This window comes from Myxococcus sp. MISCRS1, from assembly GCF_026626605.1.
GTDB classification, from domain to species: Bacteria; Myxococcota; Myxococcia; order Myxococcales; family Myxococcaceae; genus Myxococcus; species Myxococcus fulvus.
Genome location: NZ_JAPNKB010000001.1, coordinates 10,417,012 through 10,441,682 on the forward strand (window position 1 = coordinate 10,417,012; position 24,671 = coordinate 10,441,682).

Genomic DNA, 24,671 nt, shown 5'->3' on the forward strand with positions numbered 1-24,671 from the left:
GCAATGGCGAATGCGCAGCACGAACAGTTTGGCCGGTACGAGCTCCAGTCGCGAATCGGCCGCGGGGGGATGGCGGAGACCTGGAGGGCCCAGCTGTTGGGGGCCGCGGGGGTCACCAAGCCCGTCCTCATCAAGAAGGTGTTGCCGGAGTACGCCAACGACGAGGCGTTCGTCTCCATGTTCATCAGCGAGGCGCGCATCTCCGCCTCGCTGTCGCACGGCGCCATCGCCCAGGTCTTCGACTTCGGGCAGGTGGATGGCGAGTACTTCCTGGCCATGGAGTTCGTGGACGGGCAGCCGCTCAACAAGGTGATGAAGCGCGCGCTGCGCTCGCAGTTCGCCAGCCTTCCGGTGCCCATCGCCACGTACATCGCCCTGGAGATGTGCCGGGGGCTGCACTACGCGCACACGCGCACGGACGACAAGGGTGAGCTGCTGCACATCGTGCACCGGGACATCTCCCCGGACAACGTGCTCATCAGCTACGAGGGCCAGGTCAAGATCGTCGACTTCGGCATCGCCAAGGCGCGCTCGCTGCGCAGCTTCGACACCGCGCCCGGCGTGGTGAAGGGCAAGTACCTGTTCTTCTCCCCCGAGCAGGCCCGGGGCGAGGAGGTGGACGCGCGCACGGACGTGTGGGCCACGGCGGTGGTGTTGTTCGAGATGGTGTGCGGCCGGCTGCCCCTGGAGGGGCCCGAGTACGCGGTGCTGCACAAGCTGCACACGCGCCAGCCGATGCCTCGCGCGCGGGACGTGCGGCCGGACGTGCCGGTGCGCCTGGACGCCATCCTCCACAAGGCGCTCGCGGTGCGGAAGGAGGACCGCTTCGAGTCCGCGCATGCCTTCGGCGACGCGCTCGCGGGGTTCCTCTTCAAGGCCGCGCCACGCTTCTCCGCGATGTCCGCCGCCTACCTGCTGCGCGAGCTGTTCCGTCCCGACATGACGGAGCTGGGCAAGGACACCAAGGTCCCCGCCTCGTTCGTGGAGGAGCTGTCCGTCTGGCGCGCCACCACCAACCTGCTGCCCCGGCCCACGGAGCTGTCGGCCCCGGAGCTGCGCACCGAGCCCGCGACGCAGGAGAGCCACCCGAGCGAGCTGCCCGACGGCGGTCAGAGCCTGGCGGAGGACGAGGACGACACGGACGGCAACTCGCCGGACCGGGGCGGCTTCTTCGAGAACGGCTTCCGCATCTCCACGCACCACGTCGTGGTGGGCACGGGGCTGCTCATCCTGCTGGCGCTCCTGTGGTCGTCCTTCGACCGGCTCAAGGCGGACTGGATGCCGCCGGACAAGCCCGCGAGCGCGGGGCCGGCGAGGCCCCCGCTGCCCGGCCCGCAGCTCAAGGACGCGGACGCGCCTCGCGTGGCGCCGGGGCCGCCCGTCGTGAAGCCGGCGCAGCAGGCGGTGGTGACGCCCAGGAAGGAGGGCGTGGACTCCGCCCGGATGCCCGTCGCCTCGTTCCGGCTGGACGCGGCCCGGCACCTGTTCGCGGTGTCCTCCGGGCGCGCGGCGCTGGGCGCGATGGATCCGGCGCACACCTACCGCGTCACGGAGTCGACGTCGCTGACCGCGGCGGACCGGGCCAAGCCCCTGCCGAGCCTCTTCTACCTGCTGACGGGCAAGAACGTCGCGGCGGACGCGGCGGTGGGCATGGTCGGTCGCGACACGCCGCCGGCGGGCGCCGCGTCGGTGATGGTCTTCACGGTGGGCGGGCCCACGCCCCAGGACGACCTTCCCGAGCGCATCGTCTCCGTGGTGAACACCCGCACCCATCAGGAGCGCAAGCTGCTCATCCACCCGGAGTGGATGGTCACCGACGTGGGCCGCAGCTTCCTGCTCGACGGGATGGACCCCTCGGACAGCTACACGCTGTCGCTGTCGTCGGTGGGCACGGGCGCCTTCACCCGCGGCCCGGAGCAGGGGCCGGTGGTGACGGTGGCCTGTGTCCAGCAGGTCTCCCTGGAGCGCGACGGCCCCGGGACGCCTCCGGCCCGCGCCAGGCGCTTCCTCCTGTCCCAGGGCGCGGACGTCCCGCTCACCGGCGTCCACGGGCTCCACTGCGGCTTCGTGGACGATGACCCCTCGGACAACCAGGGCCAGGTGGAGGTCCGAATCACGTCCGCCAAGGGCGCGCTGGACCAGGACTTCGCCGACTCGGCCCGCCCGACGGAGCCCCCTCCGTCGCCCCAGCGCCAGGGGACCGCGAAGGCACCCTCCGGACCCCGGCCGGCGGCTTCGCTGGTCATCGACGAGACGCCCGAGCCCGAGACCCCGGGCCAGAAGCTGCTGACCGAGGTGCGTGAGCTGCTCAGGTCGAAGCAGTACGAGCCGGCCAGGGCGAAGGCCCGCGAGTGCATCTCCGTGGAGTCTGGGAACTACGAGTGCCACCTGCTGCTGGGCTCGGTGGAGGCCCGGCTCGGGCGCAAGGAGGAGGGGGCGAAGCACTACCGCCTCTTCCTGGACCTGGCGCCCAGCAGCCACCCCCAGGCGAGCAAGGTGCTGCGCGCGCTGCAGGAGTACGAGGGCGTGACGGGCGCCTCCCAGCAATAGGAAGGCCCGAGACGGCCGGGTGTCCGGTGCCGGTCAATCCCGGGGCGTGATGCGGCGAGTCAAAAAGGCGCCGGGTGGGGGCTTGGAAAACCGAGCGGGCCTCCCGTAGAAAGGCGCTCGCATGACGCACTCCCGCATGGTCCGTTCGCTCGCGCTTCCGGTGTTGCTCCTCTCCGCGGCTTGTGGTGACTCCGAAGACTCCATCCCCGTCCGGACCTGCGAGGTGGTGCTGACGTACGCGCCGCAGCAGTCGCTCGTGGGCGCGGTGTCGGTCGCGGGGGAATGGAATGGCTTCTCCTCCTCCGCGCTGCGCATGGCGGACCGGGGTGACGGGGTCTACACCGCGCGTCTGGAGGGGCTGGAGCCGCGCGACTACGGCTACCGCTTCGTCATCGGCCAGCAGCAGGTGATGGACCCGCAGAACCCGTACTCCCGCTGGGTGCGCGCGGAGGAGTACTCGCGCCTGACGGTGCCCGACTGCCGGCAGCCCATGCTGGAGCTGCGCCGCTTCACCGCGACGCCCGAGGGCGTGCTGGACGTGGAGGTCGCGTACGTCGACGGCACCGACGAGGCCGGCCCCGACACGGGCAAGGTGGTGGTGACGCTGGATGGCCAGCCGCGCCCCGACGCGTTCGACGCGAAGACGGGCCGCATCACCCTGCGCGAGGAGGCGCTGGGGCAGGGCAAGCACCACGTGAAGGTGGTGGCCACGGACAAGGCGGGCCGCTCGGCCGAGCCGCTCTACCTGCCGTTCTGGGTGGAGCCCCAGAAGTTCCGGTGGGAGTCCGGGCTGATGTACTTCGCGTTCACGGACCGCTTCCTCAACGCCCGCCCGGACAATGACGGGCCGGTGGCGGACGTGGACCCCATCGCCAACTACCAGGGCGGCGACTTCGCCGGCATCACCCGCAAGCTGGAGGACGGCTACTTCGACTCGCTGGGCGTCAAGGTGCTGTGGATCTCGCCGGTGGACCAGAACCCCGAGGGCCGCTTCATCGGCACGGGCGGCAAGTACTACTCGGGCTACCACGGCTACTGGCCCACCCGGCCGCGCACCACGCAGCACCGCTTCGGCTCGCTCGAGGAGCTGCGCGCGCTCACCGCCGCGGCCCACAAGAAGGGCATCCGCGTCATCGCCGACCTGGTGCTCAACCACGTGCACCAGGAGCACCCGTACTGGGTCACCCACCGCGAGGACGACTGGTTCAACACCTCCGCCAGCTGCGTGTGCGGCAGCCAGGACTGCGATTGGGAGGAGAAGCGGCTGACGTGCAAGTTCACCGACTACCTGCCCGACTTCAACTGGCGCTCGTCGAACATGGTGGACCAGTTCATCGCGGACACGCTGTGGTGGCTGGAGGAGGCGGACTTCGACGGCTTCCGCATGGACGCGGTGAAGCACATGGACCAGGTGGCGGGCCGCACCCTGCGCGGGCGCCTGCGCGACCTCACCGCGATGACGGGCACCGAGTTCTACCTGGTGGGTGAGACCTTCGTGGGCGCGGATGGCCGCTCCCAGATCGCCCGCTACATCAGCCCCCGCGAGCTGGATGGCCAGTTCGACTTCCCGCTGTACTGGCCGGTGCGCGAGGCCTTCGCGGACGGCCAGAGCCTGGAGCGCGTGGACCAGGCCGTGCGCGAGAACGAGGTCTACTACGCGCCCGGCACGCTCAACTCGCCCTTCCTGGGCAACCACGACGTGGCCCGCTTCATGTCCCAGGCCGCGAAGCAGCTGGACGGGGAGGGCGGAGACCCCTGGAGCAGCGCGCGCCCGGCGGCCACGGTGACGGACGCGGCCGCGTTCGAGAAGGCGAAGTACGGCTTCACCTTCGTGCTCACCCAGCCCGGCGTGCCGCTCATCTACTACGGCGACGAGGTGGGACTGCCCGGCGCGGGAGACCCGGACAACCGCCGGCTGATGCGCTTCGATTCCACGCTCACCGAGCTGGAGGCGGACCTGCTCGAGCACGTGCGCAAGCTGGGTCAGGCGCGGCGGGCGTCGCCGGCGCTGCAGACGGGCTCGCGGAACACCCTGCGCGTGGAGAAGGACCTGTACGTGTACCAGCGCTCGCTGCCGGACGGGCAGGGCGCGGTGGTGGCCATCAACCGGAGCGACGTGGAGCGCCCGCTGGTGGTGGAGCCCCTGGGGAGCCTGGCGGCCAGCGCCGCGACGTACGTGGACGTCTTCAGCGGAAGGACGCTCCAGCTCGCCGGCACGGAGACCCAGCTGGTCGTCCCCGCGCGCAGCGTCGCCGTGTACGTGCCTCGCGCCGAATAGGCCGCTCGGGATGAGGGAGGAGGGGGCCGCCCCCTTCCGGACCGCGGACCCGAGAGGGCCGCGGGGACTGCCTGAGACTACGGCTGCGACGGCTGCTGCTGCTTCCCGTGCCGGTAGAAGAGCACGAGGGTGTAGCAGTGGAATTCGTTATCGGACGACTGGCACACCACGCGATCCACGATCTCCAGATCGGAGTTGCTCTTCATCCAACGGGTGACGTTCTCACCCAGCTCCTCGCGCTCCTTCGCCTTGGTGGCGGAGAAGACCTTCACGCCCGTGAACATCGCCTGCCACTCCTTGTGCGGTCCCGACACAGGACAAGGGGGCTTTATCGCACGGGGTGTTCAGAGGTGTCAAAAACCCGGCTTCCTGGCGGGGGGTGTGGGGGTGGCCTCGTGGCGGGGGTTTGCAGCGCGGGGGACATGCCTAGATTGTCCTGGTCGCACCCGGTTGGGGGCGCTCGCGGCAGGGGCCACGAGTGGCGGCGTGTTGGGGAAGGGGGCAGGCCCGTGGACGTGAAGACCAAGAAGGATCTGGCGGTTGATTTCATCAACACCATCCGGACGATGGAGCCCACCGCGCTGAACGCGCTCATCGTCAAGGAGGCGGGGGAGGAGCTGGCGCAGTTCTTCCTCAACTACAGCGCCAATCTCATCTCGAAGGACCCGTCCCGGGTGCTGGAGAACACGTCCTCGCTGATGCTGATGGGCTACCTCATCCGCACCTACGAGGAGAAGAACACGCAGGCCAAGCAGGGGACCTTCCAGTCCTACGCCTTCGCCTGAGAGGGGCGGGGCGGGCAGCACGGGCTCGACAGCCCCGGGGGAGCCTGTTAGGGAGCGGCGCCCATGCTCATCGACCTGCACGCCCATTCCCACCTGTCCAAGGGGTGCGAGCTGGACCCTCGCGCCGTGCTGGAACGGGCCGCGATGTTCGGCCTGGACGGGGTGGCCTTCACCGAGACGAACACCCAGGACGGCTGCGACGAGCTGTTCGAGATTGGTGCGAAGGCGAAGGTGAAGGTCTTCGTCGGGCTGGAGCTGGTCACGGACCGAGGCCAATACCTGTGCTTCTTCCCGAAGCCGGAGCTGGCCCCGGAGCCCGTGCAGATGTGGGGCAGCAACCGCGAGAAGCCCTGGAGCGCCGCGGAGTGTCTGCCCAAGGTGAAGGCCCTGGGTGCGGCCATCGTCGCCGCCCGGCCCTTCGACAGGGATTCTCCGAACCCGGCCATGGATTACGTCCGCTCGCTCAACGTGCTGTGCGCGGTGGAGGGCTACAACGCCCGGGTGAAGCAGACGTCCAATGATCTGGCCGTGGAGGCCGCCGAGGCGCTCAAGCTGCCGTGCACCGGTGGCAGCGACGCGCGGGGCTCGCTGGACGAGGTGGGCCGGGGCGCCACGTTCTTCAAGAACCCGGTGACGTCGCAGGCCCAGCTCATCGCCGAGCTGCTCAAGGGCGAGTTCTGGCCGGTGATGGCCGGCGAGCTGCCCCGGCTGACGCGCCCGGGGGAGGCCCAGGCGGCCCGCAAGCAGGGCGGCGGTGGGGGTGGCAAGCGCCGCCGCGGTGGTGGCGGCGGTCGCCGGTAGGGCCTCGGCGGCTCAGGGCGGCACGCAGGCCCCGGCCTCGTCTCAAGGCAGAACGGAGGCCCCGGCCTCCTCGGCGCGAGCGAGCCGGCCGTCCGACAGGAAGGCCTTGCGGCGCCCGCCCGGGTACGTCCACTCCTCGTTCTTGGCGGCGCCCTCCAGCGAGCGGCGCACCAGCTCCGGCGGGCCCCAGGCCATGCGCACCGCGTCCGCCGACATGTTGGCGACCAGGCGCTTCTCCCGGATGGCGTCGCGCACGGGGGCGGCGAACGCCTCCATCAGGGCCTTGGGGTTCTGCGGGGAGAGGTACTTCTCCAGCTCCGCGCGGAAGTCGTTGGGCTGATCCAGGTTGGGCGGCAGCACGAGGATGAGGGGCGGGGCGTCGGGCTTCGCGCCGTCCTCGGCCAGGTACACCCAGGGCCAGGTGCGCGGGGTGTAGAGGACGCGCTCGGCCACCACCCACGCGGTGGGGAACTCCACCTTGGTGATGCGCAGCTTCGTGCCCACCGGCAGGGTGCGCTCCACCGCGCCGGGGGAGATGGGCTTGCCGCTGCTGTCGTCCAGGAGGCGCACGTCCTCGGGCGCGTAGGGCGTCAGCAGGCGCTTGGAGCCGTCGCCGAAGAAGGGAGTGACGTTGCCGGACAGGCGCAGGTACTGCTCCGCGTCGGGGCCGGTGAGGGTCCGCTGGAGGGACGTGCGGGCGTCCGGCGCCATGCGGGTGTAGTTGCCGCAGCCGGCCGCGAGCGCGGTCAGCACGAGGACTGTCAGGAGGGAATGGGGGCGTCGAGCGAGCATCGGGGCACCTTCCGCGACAGGGAGCGCGGGAGGTCCCGGTTTAGCTCAGCGCGAGGCCTGCGTCAGCGTGGACTCGGCCGCGCTGTCCCGCTTGCCGCCACGGCAGCCGCGCTGCGACGGACACACGGGGCCTCGGCCATGCGGGTCCGGAACGAGCAGGAAGCGGCCGAGCCCGCGCGTATCCGTGAGCTCCGGATGGCCACACAGGGCGCAGCGACGGGGAGGACGCTTGGAGGGAGGGAAGGGCACGGGGAGCGAGTGTGCGTCGCTCCCGGACCCCGCGCGAATTTTCAGCCCCTCCCGCCCGGGCGGCTACTTCTTGTCGCTGGAGGCCGCCGCCGGCGTGGAGGCGGCGGGACTCGACGCGGCGGGCGTGCTGCTCGACGACGAGCTGCTGCTGGACGACGCGCTGCTCGACGAGGACGAGCTGCTGCTCGAGGACGAGCTGGAGGAGGACGACGAGTCGCCGTCCTTCTTCGTGGAGCTGTACAGGTCCGAGTACCAGCCTCCGCCCTTGAGGACGAAGCTGGAGCGGCTGACCACCTTGGTCAGCGAGCCTTCCGCGCCGCAGGCGGTGCAGGCCGCGGGCGTCGGGTCGGAGATCTTCTGCAGCACGTCGATGATCTTTCCACAGCTCTGGCAGGCGTACTCGTAGATGGGCATGGGTGGTTTGCCTCTTCAGGGTGTTGAGGAAGGGCCACCGGAGTGCAGCTGCTTGCGCAGCCCCTCCGCCAGCCCCAGGCGCTCGATGGCGCGGAAGACCAGCTCACCGGGCGAGCCATACTTGCGGCCCACGGCCTCGGCCAGGCCGTGCAGGTCCGAGGCGGTGGGGACCTCGTCCTTCAGCAGCCGCTCCAGCTCCTTGCGGAGCGAGTCGTTGAACTTGCGCTGGATGCCCAGGTCCGCGAGGTACTTCTCGCGCCCCAGCAGATCCAGCCGGTGCGTCAGATGGGACGTGGCCAGCGCCTCGCGGCGGAAGCGCTCGCGCAGGGCCTCGACCTCCTCGGTCAGCCCCACCGCGGACACCAGCCGCTGCAGCTCCGGCGGGCTCACGCCCAGCGCCCAGCCCACCCGGCCCGTGGCGCCACGCTGCTGCGTGTAGGCGTCCAGGAGCTGGAGTCGCTCCTTCTCCTGCAGCGCCTCCAGCAGGCCGTGATCGCGCAGCACCGTCTCCAGATCCACCAGGGACAGGTCTCCACGCGAGCCATTGAAGCGGTGCGAGAGGTTTCGCAGCAGGGCGAAGCGGTGCTCGGAGCCCTCCAGCGAGGCCTCCAGGACGTCCTTGCCGCTCTGGCGCGTCAGCTCCACGAACGGGCTGCGAGGCGCCTCCACGCGGGTGAACCGGCCGCGGGGGCGGGGCAGGTCGCGGCGCAGGAAGCTGTGCCCCTCGTCCTGATCCATGGGCGAGGTCGTCTCCTCGTCCACGGCGACGCGCTTCTTGGGGGCGATGCGCTCCAGGATGGAGGGCTCCTCGGCCTTGGCGCCCTTCTTCGCCGCCTTGCTGGCGCCGTCGCCCGAGGGCTGGGGGGCCGGGGTGGCGAAGGAGGGGATGGCCGGGCTGGCGGCGGGCGCGGGCTTGGGCGTCTTCTGCTCGCGCACGTAGGCCAGCTCCCGCGCCACGTCGTAGAAGCCGCAGGACTGACGCTGCGCGGCGACGGCGGGGGCGGTGCCCTGGAGGATGTCCACCACGGCGAAGGGGCCGAGGGGGGAGGTCTCCGGCTCACCGTCGGCGAGGGCTCGGACCCGGAAGTCGTCGTCCTCGGCCAACAAGGCGAGTGCTTCCCGGACTTCCGGGGCGGGGGCCGGCGACTTCGCGCGCCGGCAGAAATCCGAGACGGCAACCGCCACGGGGGTGGGAACGTCGTCGGGCTGTCGTCTTCTCTGCCAGGGGCTGGTCATGGAAAGGTGCGGAAAAATGCTCGTTTACGAGGGCGGATGCCTCTATCTTCGCGGCCAGACAGGTGTCAATGAGCCAGTCCGACTCCATTCTAAACAGCCTGTGGCGGTTGCAAGTCGCGATGGGGGGCGAGCGGAGGGGGGAGGGCTTGCTGGCACCGGCTGCCGGACGTTGCCGGCGGGGTGGGCTGGAGGTATCAGATGCCCCACGTCCGGAGACCAACAGTCGTCGCTGACGCTTTACTTCGAGGATGACCGGAGCCTGGGGCGGGGCGGGAAGCGCGCGATTCGCTCGGCGCGGTTACAACAAGGATGAGGAGGGGCGCCGCAAGGCCGGCCTCCTACCGAGGGATTTCCATGCAGGGCCACGAAGAAATCAAGGACAAGGACGAGGTGCTCGCCCGCTACATGGCCCAACACGGCCTCAAGAGCACGCGGCAGCGCAGCCTCATCATCGACACCTTCTTCGCCGTCGGCGGCCACCTGTCGGTGGAGGAGCTGTGGAACAAGGTTCGCTCACAGGACGCGAAGGTCTCCGTGGCCACCGTGTACCGGACCATGAAGCTGCTCAACGAGTGCGGCCTGGCCCACGCGCGCAACTTCGGTGACGGCCAGACGCGCTACGAGGCGGCGGCGGGGAGGGACCATCATGACCACCTCATCTGCACCCGCTGCGGCACCATCGTCGAGTTCGAGAACGACCGCATCGAGACGCTCCAGGACGCGGTGGCCCGCAAGCACGGCTTCACGGTGACGTCGCACAAGATGGAGCTGTACGGCTTGTGTCGTGACTGCCAGCGCGGTGGCGGCCCACCCTCGGAAGCGTGACATGCGGGCCGTCCTCCGGGTCGCGGCCTGTGCCGTCCTGCTGACCGTCGCGTCGGCGGGCTGCGCCGGGTCGCGGCCGGTGGACGCGGGGCCGGCCTTCCTGCACGCGCTGGCCCTGCCGTCGGTGGGGCCCACGCGCCACGACGTGGGCAAGCTGTCCGGCAAGGTCGTCCTGGTCTCCTTCTTCGCCACGTGGTGCTTCCCGTGCCTGGCGGAGATGCCGACGCTGGAGGCGCTCCAGCGCGAGTACGGCGCCCAGGGCTTCCAGGTGGTGGCCGTGGGCATGGACCTGGAGGGCGCCCGCGTGCTCCAGCCCTTCGCGGACCACTACGCGTCGCCGTACCCGGTGCTGCTCGCCTCCGAGCGCATCATCGACGGCCGCAGCCCCTTCGGCCCCATCAAGGGGCTGCCCACCACGGTGCTGCTCGACAGGCGTGGCCGCGCGGTGGCCGGGTGGCAGGGCGTGGAGGGGCACGCGGACGTGGCGAAGGCGATCGAGAAGCTCCTGAAGCAGGACTGACGGCTCCGAGTCGCACGGCTTGCGTCGCGCGCGCGTGAGGCCGCGTCGACTGCTACAGGGCTGGAGCGGATTACTTGCGGGGGCAAGGCTCGCTGGTACCGTCCGTGGCGTTCATGACGGCACGCGGAAAGCTCCTGGGTGTGGCGGTGGGTGTGGCGGGGGCCTTGAGCCTGCTGTCGGTGGCGGACGCCAAGGGCTTCCGGCGCTACCTCTCCCTGCGTCAGGACGTGAGCGCGCTGCAGCAGCGCAACGCCGCCCTGGACGCGCAGAACGAGGCGCTGCGTCAGGAGATCGCCGCCCTGCGCAAGGACCCCGCGGCGCTGGAGCGGGCCGTCCGTGAAGAGCTTGGCTACGTGAAGCCGGGCGAACTCGTCTTCCACCTGGAGTCCCCATGACGTCGCTGAGCACGTTTCCGTCGCCCGGGAAGTTGCTGCGTCACGTCGTGCGGCTCATCCCCGCCGCGGCGGGCCTGTCCACCTTCGTGCACCTGGCGCGCGGGGGCTTCCGGGGGCTGCACACCCTGGAGTGGACCGAGGCCGGGCTGGTGCTGTTCCTGTTGGTGGGCATCGCCGTGGCGGCGTGGCGCCGGGCCATGCGCGGCTCGGTGGGCGCGGTCATCGACCTGCGCGACGACCTGGAGCTGGGCGGCGGGTTGATCGCCGCGGCGTTCATCGTCGTGGCCATCGGCGGCGGCGAGCTGTTCCCCATCGTCTATCTGTTGATGGCGTTCCTGGTCGCCTTCCTGCCGCGCAACGCGGGGCTGACGCTCTTGGGCGTGGCGCTGGTGTTCGACGGGCTGGTGACGCTGGGCGGCCCGTGGCCGAACCCGGCCAGCTTCGCGACGCACTCGGCGTTCCTCGTGCTCTTCGCGGGCCTGTACCACCTGGTGCTCGCCTCGCGCATCGCGGTGGCGCGCCGGGCGGAGAGCGACGCGGTGCAGAAGCGCATCCGCGAGGTGGAGGAGCGCGCGCGCACCTTCCGCCTGGTGAGCTCCGGCACGCAGGACAGCTTCAGCGGCATGAGCTCCGACGAGAAGTGGCTCGTCGCCTCGGTGAAGGAGATTGAGGGCGCGGTGCACGCCGCGCTGGAGATCGCCGAGACGGGGCTGCGCACGCACACCTGCGCGGCGTTCCTGCTCACGTCGGATGACCGGAGCCTGAAGCTCTATGACTGCCGCTCCGGCTCGGACCGGGTGCAGCGGGATCGCTTCGGGGCAGGGGAGGGCATCATCGGCGGCGTGCTCAAGCGCCGCGCGCCGGTGCGGATGAACTCGCCCCAGGGCCTGAAGGGCGTCTCGTACTACGACGGCGGTGGCCCGGGCGTGCAGGCGCTGTTGGCGGTGCCCATCATCGAGGGCGGCGGACTGGTGCGCGGCGTGCTCGTGGCGGACCGGCTGGGCAACGAGCCGTTCAGCGACCAGGACGAGAAGCTCTTGTCCACCATCGCCGGCGAGGTGCTGCGCTCCATCGAGGTCGAGCGGGTGATGAGCTACATCCGCAAGACGCGCGACGAGAAGGACCGGTTCTTCCGCGCCATCGAGGAGCTCAACCGCGCGGGCAGCCCCGAGCAGGTCTTCGTCGCGGTGCTGGAGAGCACCCGGCAGCTGGCGGGCCTGGACTTCTGCGCGGTGACGCTGGTGTCGGAAGTGGAAGGCAAGCGCATGCACCGCGTGGCGCGGATGACGGGCGTCACGGCGCAGGGCAAGGCGCTGGAGGGGCGCTCGTTCCAGGACAACAACGGCCTGGTCGCCAACGTGGTGCGCTACGGCGCGCCGCTGCCGGGGCGTGACCTGAAGGCGATGGACCGCCAGGTCATCTTCGACGACGAGACGCAGATTCGCGGCCTGGGCGCGCTGAAGATCTTCCCGCTGGTGGCGGGTGACCGCATCCTGGGCACGCTGGTGGCGGGCTCGCGCAAGAAGGCGAACTTCGAGCAGGACGTGCTGCGGATGATCGAGGTCATCGCCATCCAGGCCGCGCAGGCGGTGCTGCGCGCGCAGCTCTACGAGCAGATGGAGCGGATGGCGACCACGGACGGCCTCACCGGCCTGTTCAACCACCGCACCTTCCAGACGAAGGCGGACGAAATCCTGGCACAGGCGCGGCGCTACCAGCGCAAGTGCTCCGTCATCCTCACGGACGTGGACCACTTCAAGAGCGTCAACGACACCTACGGCCACCCGACGGGAGACCAGGTGCTCAAGGGCGTGGCGCGCATCATCAAGTCCATGGCGCGCGACACGGACATCGTCGCCCGCTACGGCGGCGAGGAGTTCGTCATCATCATGCCGGAGACGGACGCCAAGGGCGCGTACACCATCTCCGAGCGCATCCGCGAGGCGGTGAAGGCGGAGGTCTTCCAGACCGAGATGGGCCCGCTGCGCATCACCATGTCGCTGGGCATCGCCACCTTCCCGGACAACGGGATGGAGAAGCAGCAGCTTATCGACCTGGCCGACCAGTGCCTCTACCACTCCAAGCGCAACGGCCGGAACCAGTCGGTCACCGTGGCCATCATGCAGGGCGGTCGGAAGCTGCAGGCCGTCAACGAGGCTTGAGTCCTCCGAGCCCGGGGAGCCCGCGTGTGGCGGACTCCCCGAGCCCGGGATGAGGCTTCGGTTACAGCGTCTGGAGGAAGCGCAGCAGCGCGGCGCGGTCCGCGGCGCTCATGCCGGCGAACGCGTTGCGAGCGGCCTGACCCTCACCGCCGTGCCAGAGGATGGCCTCGGTGAGCGAGCGGGCGCGGCCGTCGTGCAGGTACGCCTCGCCGCCGCTGACGCCCGCCGTGAGGCCGATGCCCCAGAGCGGAGGCGTGCGCCACTCGGCGCCGCTGGCGATGCCCTCGGGCAGGTTGTCCGCGAGCCCCGCGCCCATGTCGTGCAGGAGCAGGTCCGTGTACGGACGGATCGTCTGGCCGCGCAGCTCCGCGTTCGGGTGGAAGGCGCTGGTGGTGAAGCTGGTCGCGTGGCACTTCGCGCAGCCGGCGTTCTGGAAGAGCGTCTCACCGCGCTGGGCCTGGGTGTCGCGCAGGTCGCGCCGCGCGGGCACGCCGAGCAGCGCCACGTAGCGGACCATCTTGTCCAGGTCCGTGGCGTTCAGCTCCTGGCTTGTGCCCGAGCACCCCTGCTGCGAGGAGCCGCAGTCCAGGGAGGGGAACACGGCGCTGGTGACGCCGATGTCCCGATTGAGGGCCTCGGCCACCTGGTGCTTGAGCCGCGCGATGCCCGCCTTCCAGCCGAAGCGCCCCAGCCGCGTCTGGCCCGTCTCCGGGTCGACGACGGCCTGCATTCGGCCGGAGATGCCATCGCCGTTGCTGTCGTTCGGGTCCGCGAGCGCGGCCACGGACGTCTCCGGGATGGCCTCCAGCAGGCCCAGGCCCACCAGCTGCGGGGTGATGCGGGCCGAGTGGTTCGTCGGGATGACGTTGAGGAAGCTGTAGTTGGGCTTGCGCAGCTCGTACGGCGTGCCGTCCGCGAAGGTGCCGGTGCTCGTCGTCCAGCTGGCGATGCGCACGTCCGCCTCGGGCGTGCCGCTGGTGCTGCGCGGCTGGAGGCGGAAGCCGATGAACGGGTCCGCCGTCACCGTGGTGCCGCTGACGCGTCCCACCTTCACCACGTAGTTGCCCAGCGTGGTGTTGACCGCGGGCGGCAGGCCCCGGCCGTTCTGGGTGTGGCACGCGATGCAGGAGCGGGAGATGTAGTTCGGCCCGAGCTTGTTCGCGTGCGCGGTGAAGAGCGGGTTGCCCGGCTCCGAGTGGCTGCCGTCGCTGAAGTCGGTGTGGTGCAGGCGCCGGCCCTCGACGAAGGGCTGCGCGTTCACCGGCGCGATGTTCAGCGCCATCTGGAGGAACCGGTTTCGCGGCTCGTTGGAGTACGGGTAGTTCAGCGTGGTGCGGCCGCCGAGCCAGGCCGTCTCCGGCAGGGGGAACGAGTCCAGGATGGCGCCCTGGCCCTCGAAGGGGACGATGCCGGCGGTGCCGACGATATAGAGCAGGGCGCGGCCGTAGTAGTTGAAGCGGCCTTCCACCGGTTGTCGAAGGAAGACGCCGGCTTCGATCTCCATCCGGTCGCCCACGCGGATGGCGCGGCCCTCCTTGGCGTTGAAGTTGACGCTGGCGGTGTAGAGGTAGTCGTTCACCCGCTCGAAGGTGCCGTTGTGGAAGTACTCCGCCACGGTGTTGAGGCCGCGGAAGAAGGCGCGGAAGTTGGTGCCGTCGTGGGGGTAGACGGTGTGCAGGTTCACCTTGATCTGACTGCCGCCCTTGGCCACCTCGTCGATGATCTCGAGCCAGAAGGTGCGGTTCTCGAAGTAGCGCGCCAGGTAGTGGTCGTACGCCTGGTACTGGGACTCGCGCGCGTGCCTGTCACGGACGCGATCTCCCACGCGGGTGATGAGCGCGGACGTCGTGTTCTGCGTGGTGGCGGGCTCCTGCGCGGTGCCGCTGTTGAAGAGCGGCACGATGTTGCCCACGTCGGGGGCAGGGCCGGCGTCTTGAGGCCCGGGGCCCGCGTCCGGTGTCCCGGAGCCCGCGTCCGGCGTCTGCGTGCCAGAGTGCGTGTAGCGCGCCCAGGCGGTGTCGTAGGCGCAGTTGCACGCCACGTCCCAGTACGTGAACGAATAGTCGACGACGTCGCCGGTGTTCAGCCCGCTCACCGTGTACTGGTTGCGGCCGTTCGTCACGGCCATCCGGATGTTGAGCTGCCCACCGTTGTTCACCTTGTAGTGGATGTCGGCCCACGACGTGGTGTCGATGAAGAAGATGGCGGACGAGCCAGACGGCTGAGCGCCATAGGTGGCGGCGCTCGCGGTGCTCGCCGCGAGGCCCGCCAACAGCAATGCCACGGCCATTCCTGTTGCTCTGTTACGCATGCGCGTTCTCCAGGGGGAACCTCCGCATGGTGGCCTCGGCTTTCTCCACCATCCGAAGGAAGTAGAGGTTTAGGCCGGGCAGACAAGAATTCCTATGATGTTCGGAAATTTTAGCTACTAGGGTCTAAATCCCGACATTCGTGAGAGGACGGACTTGCGTCCTGATGCGTTGCGTTGAGGTGGGCCTGGGGCAGGATGCGCGGCGTTCATGCAACCGGTGCCCTTGGCGGTGACGACGAGCAGCAAGGCGGACGAGGCCCAGCGAGAGGAGGCCCGGGCGGTGGCCGCGCGTTGGGGGCTGCCGTGGATGTCGCGCAAGCCGAAGGAGGGCATCGCCCCGTGGCTGGGCATCAAGGCCGAGGCCCTGCTGGTGGTGGGGGATGACGGCGTGACGCTGTGGGCGCCAGGCGGTTCCTTCGGGTTCCATGCGGGCATGGCGCACTTGAGGCGGCTGCGGCTGGCGGCGGGGGAGCCGGACACCTTCGTCCGGGTGGCGGAGCTGCGCGCCGGAGACGCAGTGCTGGACTGCACGCTGGGCCTGGCGCAGGACGCGCTGGTGGCCTCGCTGGCGGTGGGGCCCGCCGGGCGCGTGGTGGGCGTGGAGAAGAGCCTCCCGTTGTGCGCGGTGGCGTCGGAGGGCCTGCGGCACTTCGAGCTCGGGCCGGACTCGTGCGCCATCGAGGTGCACCACGCGGACGCGCACGCGTATCTGAAGGGGTTGGCTTCCGCGTCGTTCGACGTGGTGTTCTTCGACCCGATGTTCGGCAAGCCGAAGAAGGCGCAGGCCGCGTTCGAGGTGCTGCGGCTCTTCGCGGAGCACGCGCCGCTGACGGCGGAGGCGCTGCAGGAGGCCCGACGCGTGGCGCGCCGCTGGGTGGTGGTGAAGGGCGCGCGCTACTCGGATGACCTGCGCAAGCTGGGGATTGCTCCGGAGCCGACCTCGCGCTTCTCGGACGTCACCTGGGGCAGGGTGGCCGCGCTGCCCCAGGCACCGTGAGCGTCAGTCCTTCCCCGCGCCCTTCGGAGGTCCTTCGCCGCCCATGGGCGACAGGCGCGCGGAGAGCGCTCCGGCCTGCTCGTGGGGCATCTGGTCCCTGGGCGAGCGGTAGTACTGCATGGGCGAGTGGTGCAGGAAGTTCGACACGCGGCTGGTGTACAGACACGCGTACTGCTCCACCTGGTAGCCGAAGCGGCTGTTCTCGTTGCCCTCCTTGAACAGCAGGCCCCAGTACGGGTTGAAGCCCTCCTCGACGTCCTCCTCCAGCGTGTCCGCGATGTCCGTCGCCTCCTTCAGCGCGCGGCGCATCTTGTCCAGCTCCGACTTGAGCTGACGGCGCTGCTCCTCCGTCGCCTCGCGCTCCTCCGGCGTCAGCGGCTCGCGGTCCAACCGACGCTCCAGCAGGTTCAAGAGCGTCTTGTGGTGGTTGACCTCGTCGTCCAGGCGCTCGCGGAGGATCTCCATCTGCGTGAGCGTGCCGATCTCCTCCTGGCGCGTGGCCGTGTACGTGATCTCGTCCTCGATCTCCTGGACGATCATGCACGTGCGCCACAGCGACGACTTCTTCGACTTGAGGATGTCGCCGTAGATGTGGTCGCCCACGTAGAGGATGTTCTCCCCACGGTAACCGGTCAGCTCCTCGAAGCGCGCCAGGTTGCCGCCCGAGTACACCTTGCCGCGGTCCAAGGTCGTGGCCTCGCCGATGACGCGCCCCTCTTCGGTGGACGGATCCAGCTCGAGGAACGGACGGCCGTCGGTGAAGAAGCCCGGCTTGCCCGCCGCCGTCACCACCACGTCGAAGTAGTTGCGCCAGCTCGGGTACTCCGGCAGCTGTCCGTCCAGCAGGTACTTCATCAGCGCGTCCGTGTAGTCCCACGCGGAGTTCGTCAGCAGGAACAGCCGCTTCCCACCCGAGCGCAGCTTGTGCAACGCGGGCCCCAGCTCCGGGTCCAGGAACACGTAGCGCCCCAGGTCCTTGCGCACCTCGCGCTTGAGCGAGTTGTCCCGGTGCACCGCGTCGATGGCCTCGCGGATGTCGTCGTAGAGCTTGCCGTAGTCCACCTTCTGGCCCAGCGACTCCAGCAGCTCGATGATGCCTGCGAACAGGCACGTCTCCGGCAGCGCGAAGAGCGTGTCGTTCCACGCGAACTGCGGGTTGCGCAGCCGCACGCGCTTGTTGCGGTACAGCTCCCGCGAGACCTCCGACTTGAGCGGCCGCAGCCCGTGGTACGCGCGGCCCACGTGGCCGAAGCGGTCCATCTTCAGGATGTTGCCGTTCACCCGGTCCACCGCCAGCCCACGCATCACGAAGTGATGGTCGTAGAGCAGGTGCCCCACGACGGCGGGGTAGTGGTACTCGCAGATGAGCTTGGCGAGCGTCATGTCGAACGACAACTGCTCGAGCCGGCGCATGTGGTAGATGGCCAGCGTGTAGTCCATGTCGAAGCCGATCAGCTCGACGCCGGACATGCGCAGGTTGCGGTTGACGAACACCTCCCGCGCCCTCGGAACCGAGTCCCTCGGCTCGCGCCGGGTGGTGAGCAGCCGCGTCAGCGTCTCATCTTCGAGCAGCTGCTGGGCATGGCGCTCGGCGGCCTCGGCGCGCGCGCGGTTGAGTGGAGAACGAAAGCTCCCGTGAAGCGGGTCCGGCGAGGGCCCGCCTGGGATCGGACGGAAGGGTGACAGGGTTGGAGCCACGGGACGTCGACACATAACACGCGTACGGGCCCACGGCTCGGTCCTTGAGGGCACCGCTGGGCCATGGCACGCTGACGGACCGCGATGCGTTCGCCCGCCCGACGTCAGCCCTCGAAAGCGCCCGAGGACCTCCATGCGCGCCTGGCCCACCGGGTCGCCGCGCTCGAGGACCGGGTGCGTCGGCTGGAGGCCCGCCTGCGCGCCGCGTCCGCCCCGCCCGCGCCCCGTGCGTCGCCCCGGCGTGCGACCGAGCCCTCGGCGCCCGCGTCCCGGCGCGCGCGTCCCCGCTGTCCGGGTTGTACCCTGGAGCTGCCCCCGGGCCGACGCGGCGAGTCGTGCGTCTGGTGTGGCTTCGTCTTTTCCGCCGTGAGTCGGCGCCGCCCGGCACGAAAGAAGCGATGAGCGCCACCTACCGTCTGACGGGACGCATCGAGTCCGGAGAGCTCGCGGAGCTCTACGAGGCCGTCCAGGCTCCCTCGGGCGAAGTGGTGGTCAAGCTCTTCCACCCCAAGACGTCGGACCCCGCCTACGCGCTGGACCTGGCGGAGACGACGCGCCTGCTCCAGCCCGTGCGCCACCCGGGCATCCTCCACGTGGTGGACATGGGCGTCGTGCGCCAGCGGCTCGCCGTGGTGCGCGAGGACATGGACGGCTACCTCCTGGGCACCGCGCTCCAGCGGCTGCACACCAAGGAGGTCGTCCTCCCGTACACGGTGGCGCTCTACATCGTCATCCAGCTCCTGGACGCGGTGCAGAAGGCGCACGAGGCGGGCGTCGTCCACGGCGCGCTCACGCCCGGCAACGTGGTGCTGGGGCGCAACGGCACGCCCGCCGTCTGTGACTTCGGCGCCATGCGCGCGCTGCTCGCGGTGCCCCAACTGCGCAAGTCCTTCGCGGGCCGCGGTCGAGGCACCTACCGCGCGCCCGAGGTGACGCGAGGGGAGGCCGCCACCGAGGTGGCGGACGTGTATTCGCTGGGCGCCATCGCCTACGAGCTGCTCACCCAGCGCGAGCCGGTGGTGCCGGGCAGCGGCGGCGTCTCCACGCGGCGCAGCGAGTCGCTGCCGCCGCCCAGCCGGTTGGACCGGCGCATCAACAGCCGGTTGGATCCGCTCATCCTGCGCGCGCTGGAGCCCAACGCCGGGCGGCGCTTCCGCTCGTGCGGCGAGTTCTCCAACGCGCTCCGCAACTTCCTCTCGGCCAGCGGCGGCATGCCGGGCATCGAGGACGTGCGCCGCTTCGTCAACGAGCTGTTCCCCAACGAGGTCAGCGTCGCCAGCACGGCCCCGCCGTTCAAGGAGCCGTTCCAACTGGAGCCCATCTCCGGCGCGGAGATGGACGACCTGGGCGCCGAGGAGCCCGAGGCCTCCATCGTCCAGCGCGCTCCCTACAGTCGGGCGCTCACGGAGGCGGAGGCCGGCGCGGAGACCCAGGAGTCCGTCCCCGGCTTCGACGAGTACCGGCCCGAGGAGTACGAGCAGGACATCGCCTCCACGCAGACCCGCGTGAAGGACGCCCCCGCGCCCCAGGCCCCCGCTCACGGAGAGGACTGGACGGAGGGGACGCACACGGCGGCGGTCGAGCAGGACTGGGATGCGCCTCCGGGCGCCGCGCCGCCCAAGCCGCGGCGTCAGCAGGGACAGCAGGGGACGGGAATGGCGGCCCCCGGTGCGCGTCCGCCGGCGCGCAACGCTCGCATGCGCGTGGTGGAGGACTTCTCCGCGCCGTCTCCGCTGTCGGATGATGACGAGGAGTTCTCCGTCGCCGGCCGTCGCGCCGCGGCCCGTGCGAAGCGTCCGCCGCCGCCCGTGGAGAAGGGCCCGCAGACGCTGCCGGACCCCATGCCCGCGGTGGTTCGCCCGGGCCATCGCGCCGACATGGCGGTGCCGGCGTCGACCTCCCAGGACATCCCCGTGAGCTCCGCGGCGCCCGCCCGCCCGAGCACCCGCGCGCGGCTCATCCTCGCGACGGAGGCGCGTCGGGGCCGCTGGCTCGCCATCGCCGGCGTGCTGGCACTGGTGGGGTTCGCGACGTTCCTGGTCGCCGCGTGGCGGCTGGGTGATTCCGAGGCGCCCGCCGAGGAGGAGGTCGAGCCCCTCGGCACGGGCCCGTCGCCCGCCATCCCCATCCCCCGGCCCGCGCCTGCGCCGAAGGCCGCGGTGGTGGAGCGGGAGCCGGAGCCGCGCGCGGAGGAGCCCGAGGAGGAGGTCGTCCCCGCGAAGGCGATTCCGGCCTCGCAGCGCGGCTACCTGACGCTCACGACCAACGAGCCCGCCAAGGTGTATCTGGACGGAAAGCTCATCAGCAGGACCACGCCCCTCAAGCGCTATCCCATGCGCGTCGGCGCGCACGAGCTGGAGTTGGTCGCGCGCGCCACCGGCGAGCGCATGCCCCTGTCCGTTCAGATCCGACGAGGGAAGTTGACCTCCTCGATCGTGGTCGACTTCCGCCCCGCTCCCCGACGGTGACTGACTCCATGGACCGCACCCGCATCTTCGTCGTCGAGGACCAGCCGCAGCTGCTCAAGAACCTGCTCAAGGTGCTGAGCACCTTCGACGAGCTGGAGGTGGTGGGCAGCAGCCAGGAAGGGGAGGCCGCCGTCGAGGACATCGTCCGCGTCCGGCCACAGCTGGTCCTGTTGGACCTGGAGCTGCCGGGCATCAACGGCATCCAGGTGACGCAGAAGGTGAAGCGTCAGGCGCCCGAGGTGGAGATCCTCATCCTCACGTCCTTCGACGACGAGCAGAAGGTCTACGAGGCCATCCAGGCGGGCGCGTCCGGCTACCTGGTCAAGCGGGTGGGCCCGGAGAAGATCCGCTCCGGCATCCACGAGGTCATGGGCGGCGGCACCGTGCTGGAGCCCATCATCGCCCGGCGCTTCTGGAACTACTTCCAGTCCATCCAGGGCAAGCCCGCCACGCCGGAGAAGAAGGCGGACAACCCCTGGAAGCTGACGCCCACCGAGTTCGAGGTGCTGCGCTACGTGGCCAAGGGCCTGTCCAACGCGGAGGTGGGGCAGGTGATGACGCTGGAGCGGCGCACGGTGCGCACGCACCTGTCTCATATCTACCGGAAGATGGGGGTCAACTCCCACGTGGAGGCGGTGGTGATGGCCCTGCGTGAAGGGGTCGTGGACCTGTAGCCGCGCCCTGTATACGGTGGGGGTCTATGCGCAAGGCCCCCTCGAAGACGTCGGCTCCCGCCCGCGCCGCGGACCCCTCCCTCCAGTCGCTGTTCGACGTGCATGAGGCCACGCTGCCCAATGGCCTCCAGGTGCGCCTGCTGGCCAACCACCTGGCCCCCGTCGTCAGCCTCTACACCTTCTTCAACGTGGGCAGCCGCAACGAGCGCCCCGGCATCACCGGCATCAGCCACCTGTTCGAGCACATGATGTTCAACGGGGCCAAGAAGTACGGCCCCAAGATGTTCGACAAGACGCTCGAGTCCAACGGCGGCAGCTCCAACGCGTACACGTCCCACGACATGACGGTCTACTACGACGACTTCTCGTCGGACGCGCTGGAGACGGTGCTGGACCTGGAGTCGGACCGGATGCGCTCCCTGCGCATCTCCCAGGAGATGCTCACCAGCGAGCGCGAGGTGGTGAAGGAGGAGCGCCGCGTCCGCATGGACAACGACATCGGCGGGATGATGGACGAGGAGCTCGGCTCGCTCGTCTACAAGGCCCACGCGTACCGCTGGCCCGTCATCGGCTGGATGGCGGACATCGAGGCGATCACTCGCGAGGACTGCCAGAACTACTTCCGCACCTACTACGCGCCCAACAACGCCATCCTCTACATCGCCGGGGACATCGACCCGAAGAAGACGCTGGCGCTGGTGCGCCGCTACTACGGCGACATCCCTCGCGGCCCCGCGCCCCAGCCCGTCATCAACGCGGAGCCCGAGCAGCGCGGCGAGCGCCGCTCCACGGTGCGCCACCCCGCGCAGTCGCCCGCCGTCGTCATCGGCTACAAGGGCCCCCCGGCCCGGGACGAGGACACGCTGGCGCTGGACGTGGCGCAGTACGTGCTCACCAAGGGCGAGGGGAGCCGGCTGACGCGCTCGCTGCTGTACGAGCAGAAGGTGGTGGTGGGCGTGGGCCTGGACTGGTCCTGGCGCATCGACCCGGGCACCATCCTCTTCTTCCTGGAGCTGATGCCGGACTCCGATCCGCAGAAGGCGGAGGCCGCGCTGTACGCGGAGCTGGAGAAGCTGGCGCGCGACGGAATCACCGAGCGCGAGCTGCAGAAGGCCCTCAACAACCTGCGCTCGGACCACCTGCGCGAGCTGGGCACGAACAACGGCCGCGCCCACGCCATGGGCAACTACGAGGCGCTGCTGGGTGACTGGCGCCATGTGCTCACGCTGCCGTCCGCCTACGCGTCCATCACCCGCGAGCAGGTGCAGGCCGCTGTCAGGAAGTACCTCATCCCCGAGCGCCGCTCCGTCGTGACGCTGCTGCCCGCGCCCTCCGAGGCGTGAGCCCGGACCGACTCCAGAAAGACTCCATGGCCTCTCGCAAGAGCCGAACCTCGAAGAAGTCCGCCGCCCCCCGCCGCGCCGTGAAGAAGGCCCCGGCACGGGCAGCGAAGAAGAAGTCCTCCTCCCGGAAGACCGCGTCCGCCGTCGCCACGACGAGCCGGGAGCTGGTGTTCCCCACGCTGCACGAGAGCACCACGTCCAGCGGCCTGAAGGTCATCGCCGCGGAGCGTGGACCGCTGCCGCTGGTGTCCATGCGGCTGGTGATTCGCGCCGGCAGCTCCACGGACCCCGAGGGCAAGCACGGCATCGCGGACTTCGCGGGCCAGTTGCTGCGCCGGGGCACGCGGAGGCTGAACGCGCAGGCCATCGACGAGGCCGTGGAGTTCGTCGGCGCCAGCCTGGGCGTGGGCGTGGGCGAGGACACGCTGTCCGTCGCCATCACCACCCCGGCCGAGCACTTCGCGCAGATGCTGGGCGTCATGGGCCAGCTGGTGATGGAGCCCACGTTCCCGGAGTCCGAGGTCGCCGATGCGCGCGAGCGCGCGCTGGCCCAGTTCGCGAATGATTTGGACGAGCCGTCCGTCATCGCCGACCGCGCCCTGGTGCGTGCGCTCTGGGGCAAGCACCCCTACGGGCACAACGTGAGCGGCTCGGTGAAGACGGTGAGCACCTTCACCCGGGACGACGTGGTGCGCTTCCACCAGGAGCGGCTGGGGCCCAAGGTCGCCATGTTGGTCGTGGTCGGCTCGGTGGACCCGGGCCGGGTGGCCGCGGCGGCCGAGGAGGCCTTCGCCGGTTGGACGGGCGGGCCGGACAAGGCGCCCGTCATTCCTCCGCTGGAGAAGGTGGCCAAGGCGGGGCGGGTCATCGTGGTGGACAAGCCGGACCAGACGCAGTCGCAGGTGCGCATGGGCGGCCCGGGCTATCGCACGGGGCACGAGGACTACTTCCCGGCGGCGGTGATGAACACCGCGCTGGGCGGCGGCTTCACGTCGCGCCTGATGAACGAGGTCCGCGTCAACCGGGGCCTCACGTATGGCATCGGCTGCTGGTTCGACGCGATGCACGCGGCCGGCATCTTCGCGCTGTCCACCTTCACGAAGACGGAGTCGACGCGGGAGATCATCGACGTGTCGCTCGGGGAGATCGCCAAGGTGCGCGACTCCGGTCTCAAGCCGACCGAGCTGCGCGACGCGCAGGCGTACATGGGCGGGCTGTATCCGCTGCGCACGGAGACGAACGAGTCCATCGCGAGCGCCATCTCCGACATCCGGTTGAACGGGTTGGGGGATGACTGGGTGTTGCGCTTCCGCGACAGGCTCAAGGCGGTGACGCCCCGGCAGGTGGCGGCGGTGGCGAAGAAGTACTGCTTCGCGGAGCCGCCCACGATTGTCGTGCTGGGCAACGCGGCCGCGGTGAAGAAGCAGCTGAAGGGCCTGGGGCCCATCACCGTCGTGCCGGCGTCGGAGTACGAGTGACCGAGCCTCGCATCCTCTTCGAAGGGGGAGGGGTGCTGGTGGTGGACAAGCCGCCCGGGGTGCCCGTCATCCCCGGGCGGGACGGCGGGCCCTCGCTGCGCGATGCCTTGGAGTCGCAGCGCGGGCGGAAGATCTTCGTGGTGCACCGGCTGGATCGGGACACGTCGGGGGCGCTCGTGTTCGCGCTCGACGCGGCCGTGCACCGCGCGCTGTCCATCGCGTTCGAGTCCGGCAAGGTGCGCAAGCGCTACCTCGCGCTGGTGGAGGGCCGCATCGACGCGCCGTCGCTCGTCGATGTGCCGCTCATCGCCGCGCGAAAGGGCCGCATGCGGGTGGCGAGGCCGGGCGAGGCGGAGGCGAAGCCGTCACGCACGCGGGTGCGTCCGGTGGAGAGCTTCGACAAGGCCACGCTCGTGGAGGCCGAGCCGCTCACGGGCCGCACGCACCAGATTCGCGTGCACCTGCTGTCGCTGGGACATCCGCTGCTGATGGACCACCAGTACGGCCGCGACACGGCGTTGACGGAGAAGGACCTGGGAGGGCAGGGCGACGGCGTGGTCCTCGAGCGCACGCCCCTGCATGCCGCGCGGGTCGAGTGGCCCGCGCTGCCAGGCGTGGAGGCTCGCGGGGTGGATGCGCCGCTGCCGGAGGACATGGTGCGCGCGCGTGACCTGCTCCGGCGCACGCTGGGTTGA

Annotated in this window: 20 protein-coding genes; 14 read left to right on the top strand and 6 right to left on the bottom strand. The window is 70.2% G+C overall.

Annotated features, from left to right (window positions below):
• The first annotated feature begins 3 nt into the window (after positions 1 to 3).
• Positions 4 to 2,550, top strand: coding sequence for a protein kinase domain-containing protein (locus OWM54_RS43480; protein ID WP_420715367.1), 2,547 nt, complete (start codon positions 4 to 6; stop codon positions 2,548 to 2,550).
• A 121-nt stretch (positions 2,551 to 2,671) separates the two neighbouring features.
• Positions 2,672 to 4,828, top strand: coding sequence for an alpha-amylase family glycosyl hydrolase (locus OWM54_RS41485; protein ID WP_267700902.1), 2,157 nt, complete (start codon positions 2,672 to 2,674; stop codon positions 4,826 to 4,828).
• A gap of 77 nt (positions 4,829 to 4,905) precedes the next feature.
• Here OWM54_RS41485 and OWM54_RS41490 read toward each other — a convergent pair whose 3' ends face one another.
• Complete coding sequence (locus OWM54_RS41490; RefSeq protein ID WP_141330411.1) at positions 4,906 to 5,112, bottom strand: hypothetical protein; 207 nt, start codon at positions 5,110 to 5,112, stop codon at positions 4,906 to 4,908.
• A 225-nt stretch (positions 5,113 to 5,337) separates the two neighbouring features.
• Between OWM54_RS41490 and OWM54_RS41495 the strand changes: the two genes are divergently transcribed.
• Both OWM54_RS41495 and OWM54_RS41500 read left to right on the top strand, forming a co-directional pair.
• Complete coding sequence (locus OWM54_RS41495) at positions 5,338 to 5,613, top strand: hypothetical protein (protein WP_046713894.1); 276 nt, start codon at positions 5,338 to 5,340, stop codon at positions 5,611 to 5,613.
• Between the two features lie 63 nt (positions 5,614 to 5,676).
• On the top strand, positions 5,677 to 6,414 hold the full coding sequence (locus OWM54_RS41500; RefSeq protein WP_223749041.1) for a PHP-associated domain-containing protein: 738 nt from the start codon (positions 5,677 to 5,679) through the stop codon (positions 6,412 to 6,414).
• A 42-nt stretch (positions 6,415 to 6,456) separates the two neighbouring features.
• On the opposite strand, the gene OWM54_RS41505 is transcribed toward OWM54_RS41500, so the two are convergent.
• From OWM54_RS41505 to OWM54_RS41515, 3 genes are all read right to left on the bottom strand, one after another.
• Positions 6,457 to 7,206, bottom strand: coding sequence for a hypothetical protein (locus OWM54_RS41505; protein WP_223749040.1), 750 nt, complete (start codon positions 7,204 to 7,206; stop codon positions 6,457 to 6,459).
• Between the two features lie 312 nt (positions 7,207 to 7,518).
• A complete protein-coding gene (locus OWM54_RS41510) occupies positions 7,519 to 7,869 on the bottom strand; it encodes an FmdB family zinc ribbon protein (RefSeq protein ID WP_267700903.1) in 351 nt (116 codons plus the stop codon).
• Between the two features lie 15 nt (positions 7,870 to 7,884).
• Positions 7,885 to 8,976, bottom strand: a complete 1,092-nt coding sequence (locus OWM54_RS41515) for a hypothetical protein (protein ID WP_324289177.1) — start codon at positions 8,974 to 8,976, stop codon at positions 7,885 to 7,887.
• Between the two features lie 483 nt (positions 8,977 to 9,459).
• On the opposite strand from OWM54_RS41515, the gene OWM54_RS41520 reads away from it, so the two are divergent.
• From OWM54_RS41520 to OWM54_RS41535, 4 genes are all read left to right on the top strand, one after another.
• Positions 9,460 to 9,930, top strand: coding sequence for a Fur family transcriptional regulator (locus tag OWM54_RS41520; RefSeq protein ID WP_194869482.1), 471 nt, complete (start codon positions 9,460 to 9,462; stop codon positions 9,928 to 9,930).
• 1 nt (position 9,931) lies between these two features.
• Complete coding sequence (locus OWM54_RS41525; RefSeq protein WP_223749037.1) at positions 9,932 to 10,450, top strand: TlpA family protein disulfide reductase; 519 nt, start codon at positions 9,932 to 9,934, stop codon at positions 10,448 to 10,450.
• A gap of 113 nt (positions 10,451 to 10,563) precedes the next feature.
• Entirely contained in the window at positions 10,564 to 10,845 is a 282-nt protein-coding gene (locus OWM54_RS41530) for an FtsB family cell division protein (RefSeq protein ID WP_046718030.1), read from the top strand.
• Complete coding sequence (locus OWM54_RS41535; protein ID WP_223749036.1) at positions 10,842 to 13,007, top strand: sensor domain-containing diguanylate cyclase; 2,166 nt, start codon at positions 10,842 to 10,844, stop codon at positions 13,005 to 13,007. Before OWM54_RS41530 ends, OWM54_RS41535 begins: the two co-directional genes overlap by 4 nt.
• A 61-nt stretch (positions 13,008 to 13,068) precedes the next feature.
• Here the strand turns inward: OWM54_RS41535 and OWM54_RS41540 are convergent, their stop codons facing one another.
• Positions 13,069 to 15,297 carry a di-heme oxidoredictase family protein gene (locus OWM54_RS41540; RefSeq protein ID WP_267700904.1) on the bottom strand — a complete coding sequence of 743 codons (2,229 nt, stop codon included), beginning with the start codon at positions 15,295 to 15,297 and terminating at the stop codon, positions 13,069 to 13,071.
• Positions 15,298 to 15,526: 229 nt separating this feature from the next.
• On the opposite strand from OWM54_RS41540, the gene OWM54_RS41545 reads away from it, so the two are divergent.
• Entirely contained in the window at positions 15,527 to 16,315 is a 789-nt protein-coding gene (locus tag OWM54_RS41545) for a class I SAM-dependent methyltransferase (RefSeq protein ID WP_223749034.1), read from the top strand.
• Between the two features lie 3 nt (positions 16,316 to 16,318).
• Here the strand turns inward: OWM54_RS41545 and OWM54_RS41550 are convergent, their stop codons facing one another.
• Entirely contained in the window at positions 16,319 to 18,028 is a 1,710-nt protein-coding gene (locus OWM54_RS41550; protein ID WP_223749033.1) for an HAD-IG family 5'-nucleotidase, read from the bottom strand.
• Between the two features lie 383 nt (positions 18,029 to 18,411).
• Here OWM54_RS41550 and OWM54_RS41555 point away from each other — a divergent pair, with 383 nt between their 5' ends.
• The 5 genes from OWM54_RS41555 to OWM54_RS41575 are packed head-to-tail and all read left to right on the top strand — an operon-like array spanning position 18,412 to position 24,671.
• Positions 18,412 to 20,481, top strand: a complete 2,070-nt coding sequence (locus OWM54_RS41555) for a serine/threonine protein kinase (RefSeq protein WP_267700905.1) — start codon at positions 18,412 to 18,414, stop codon at positions 20,479 to 20,481.
• Between the two features lie 8 nt (positions 20,482 to 20,489).
• Positions 20,490 to 21,155 carry a response regulator gene (locus tag OWM54_RS41560; RefSeq protein ID WP_223749031.1) on the top strand — a complete coding sequence of 222 codons (666 nt, stop codon included), beginning with the start codon at positions 20,490 to 20,492 and terminating at the stop codon, positions 21,153 to 21,155.
• 26 nt (positions 21,156 to 21,181) lie between these two features.
• Positions 21,182 to 22,498 (top strand): M16 family metallopeptidase, encoded by a 1,317-nt coding sequence (locus OWM54_RS41565; protein WP_223749030.1) that lies wholly within the window; start codon positions 21,182 to 21,184, stop codon positions 22,496 to 22,498.
• A 26-nt stretch (positions 22,499 to 22,524) separates the two neighbouring features.
• Positions 22,525 to 23,976, top strand: coding sequence for a M16 family metallopeptidase (locus OWM54_RS41570; RefSeq protein WP_267700906.1), 1,452 nt, complete (start codon positions 22,525 to 22,527; stop codon positions 23,974 to 23,976).
• The gene (locus tag OWM54_RS41575) at positions 23,973 to 24,671 is read left to right on the top strand and encodes an RluA family pseudouridine synthase (RefSeq protein WP_223783335.1); all 699 of its coding nucleotides are present in this window, start codon (positions 23,973 to 23,975) and stop codon (positions 24,669 to 24,671) included. Before OWM54_RS41570 ends, OWM54_RS41575 begins: the two co-directional genes overlap by 4 nt.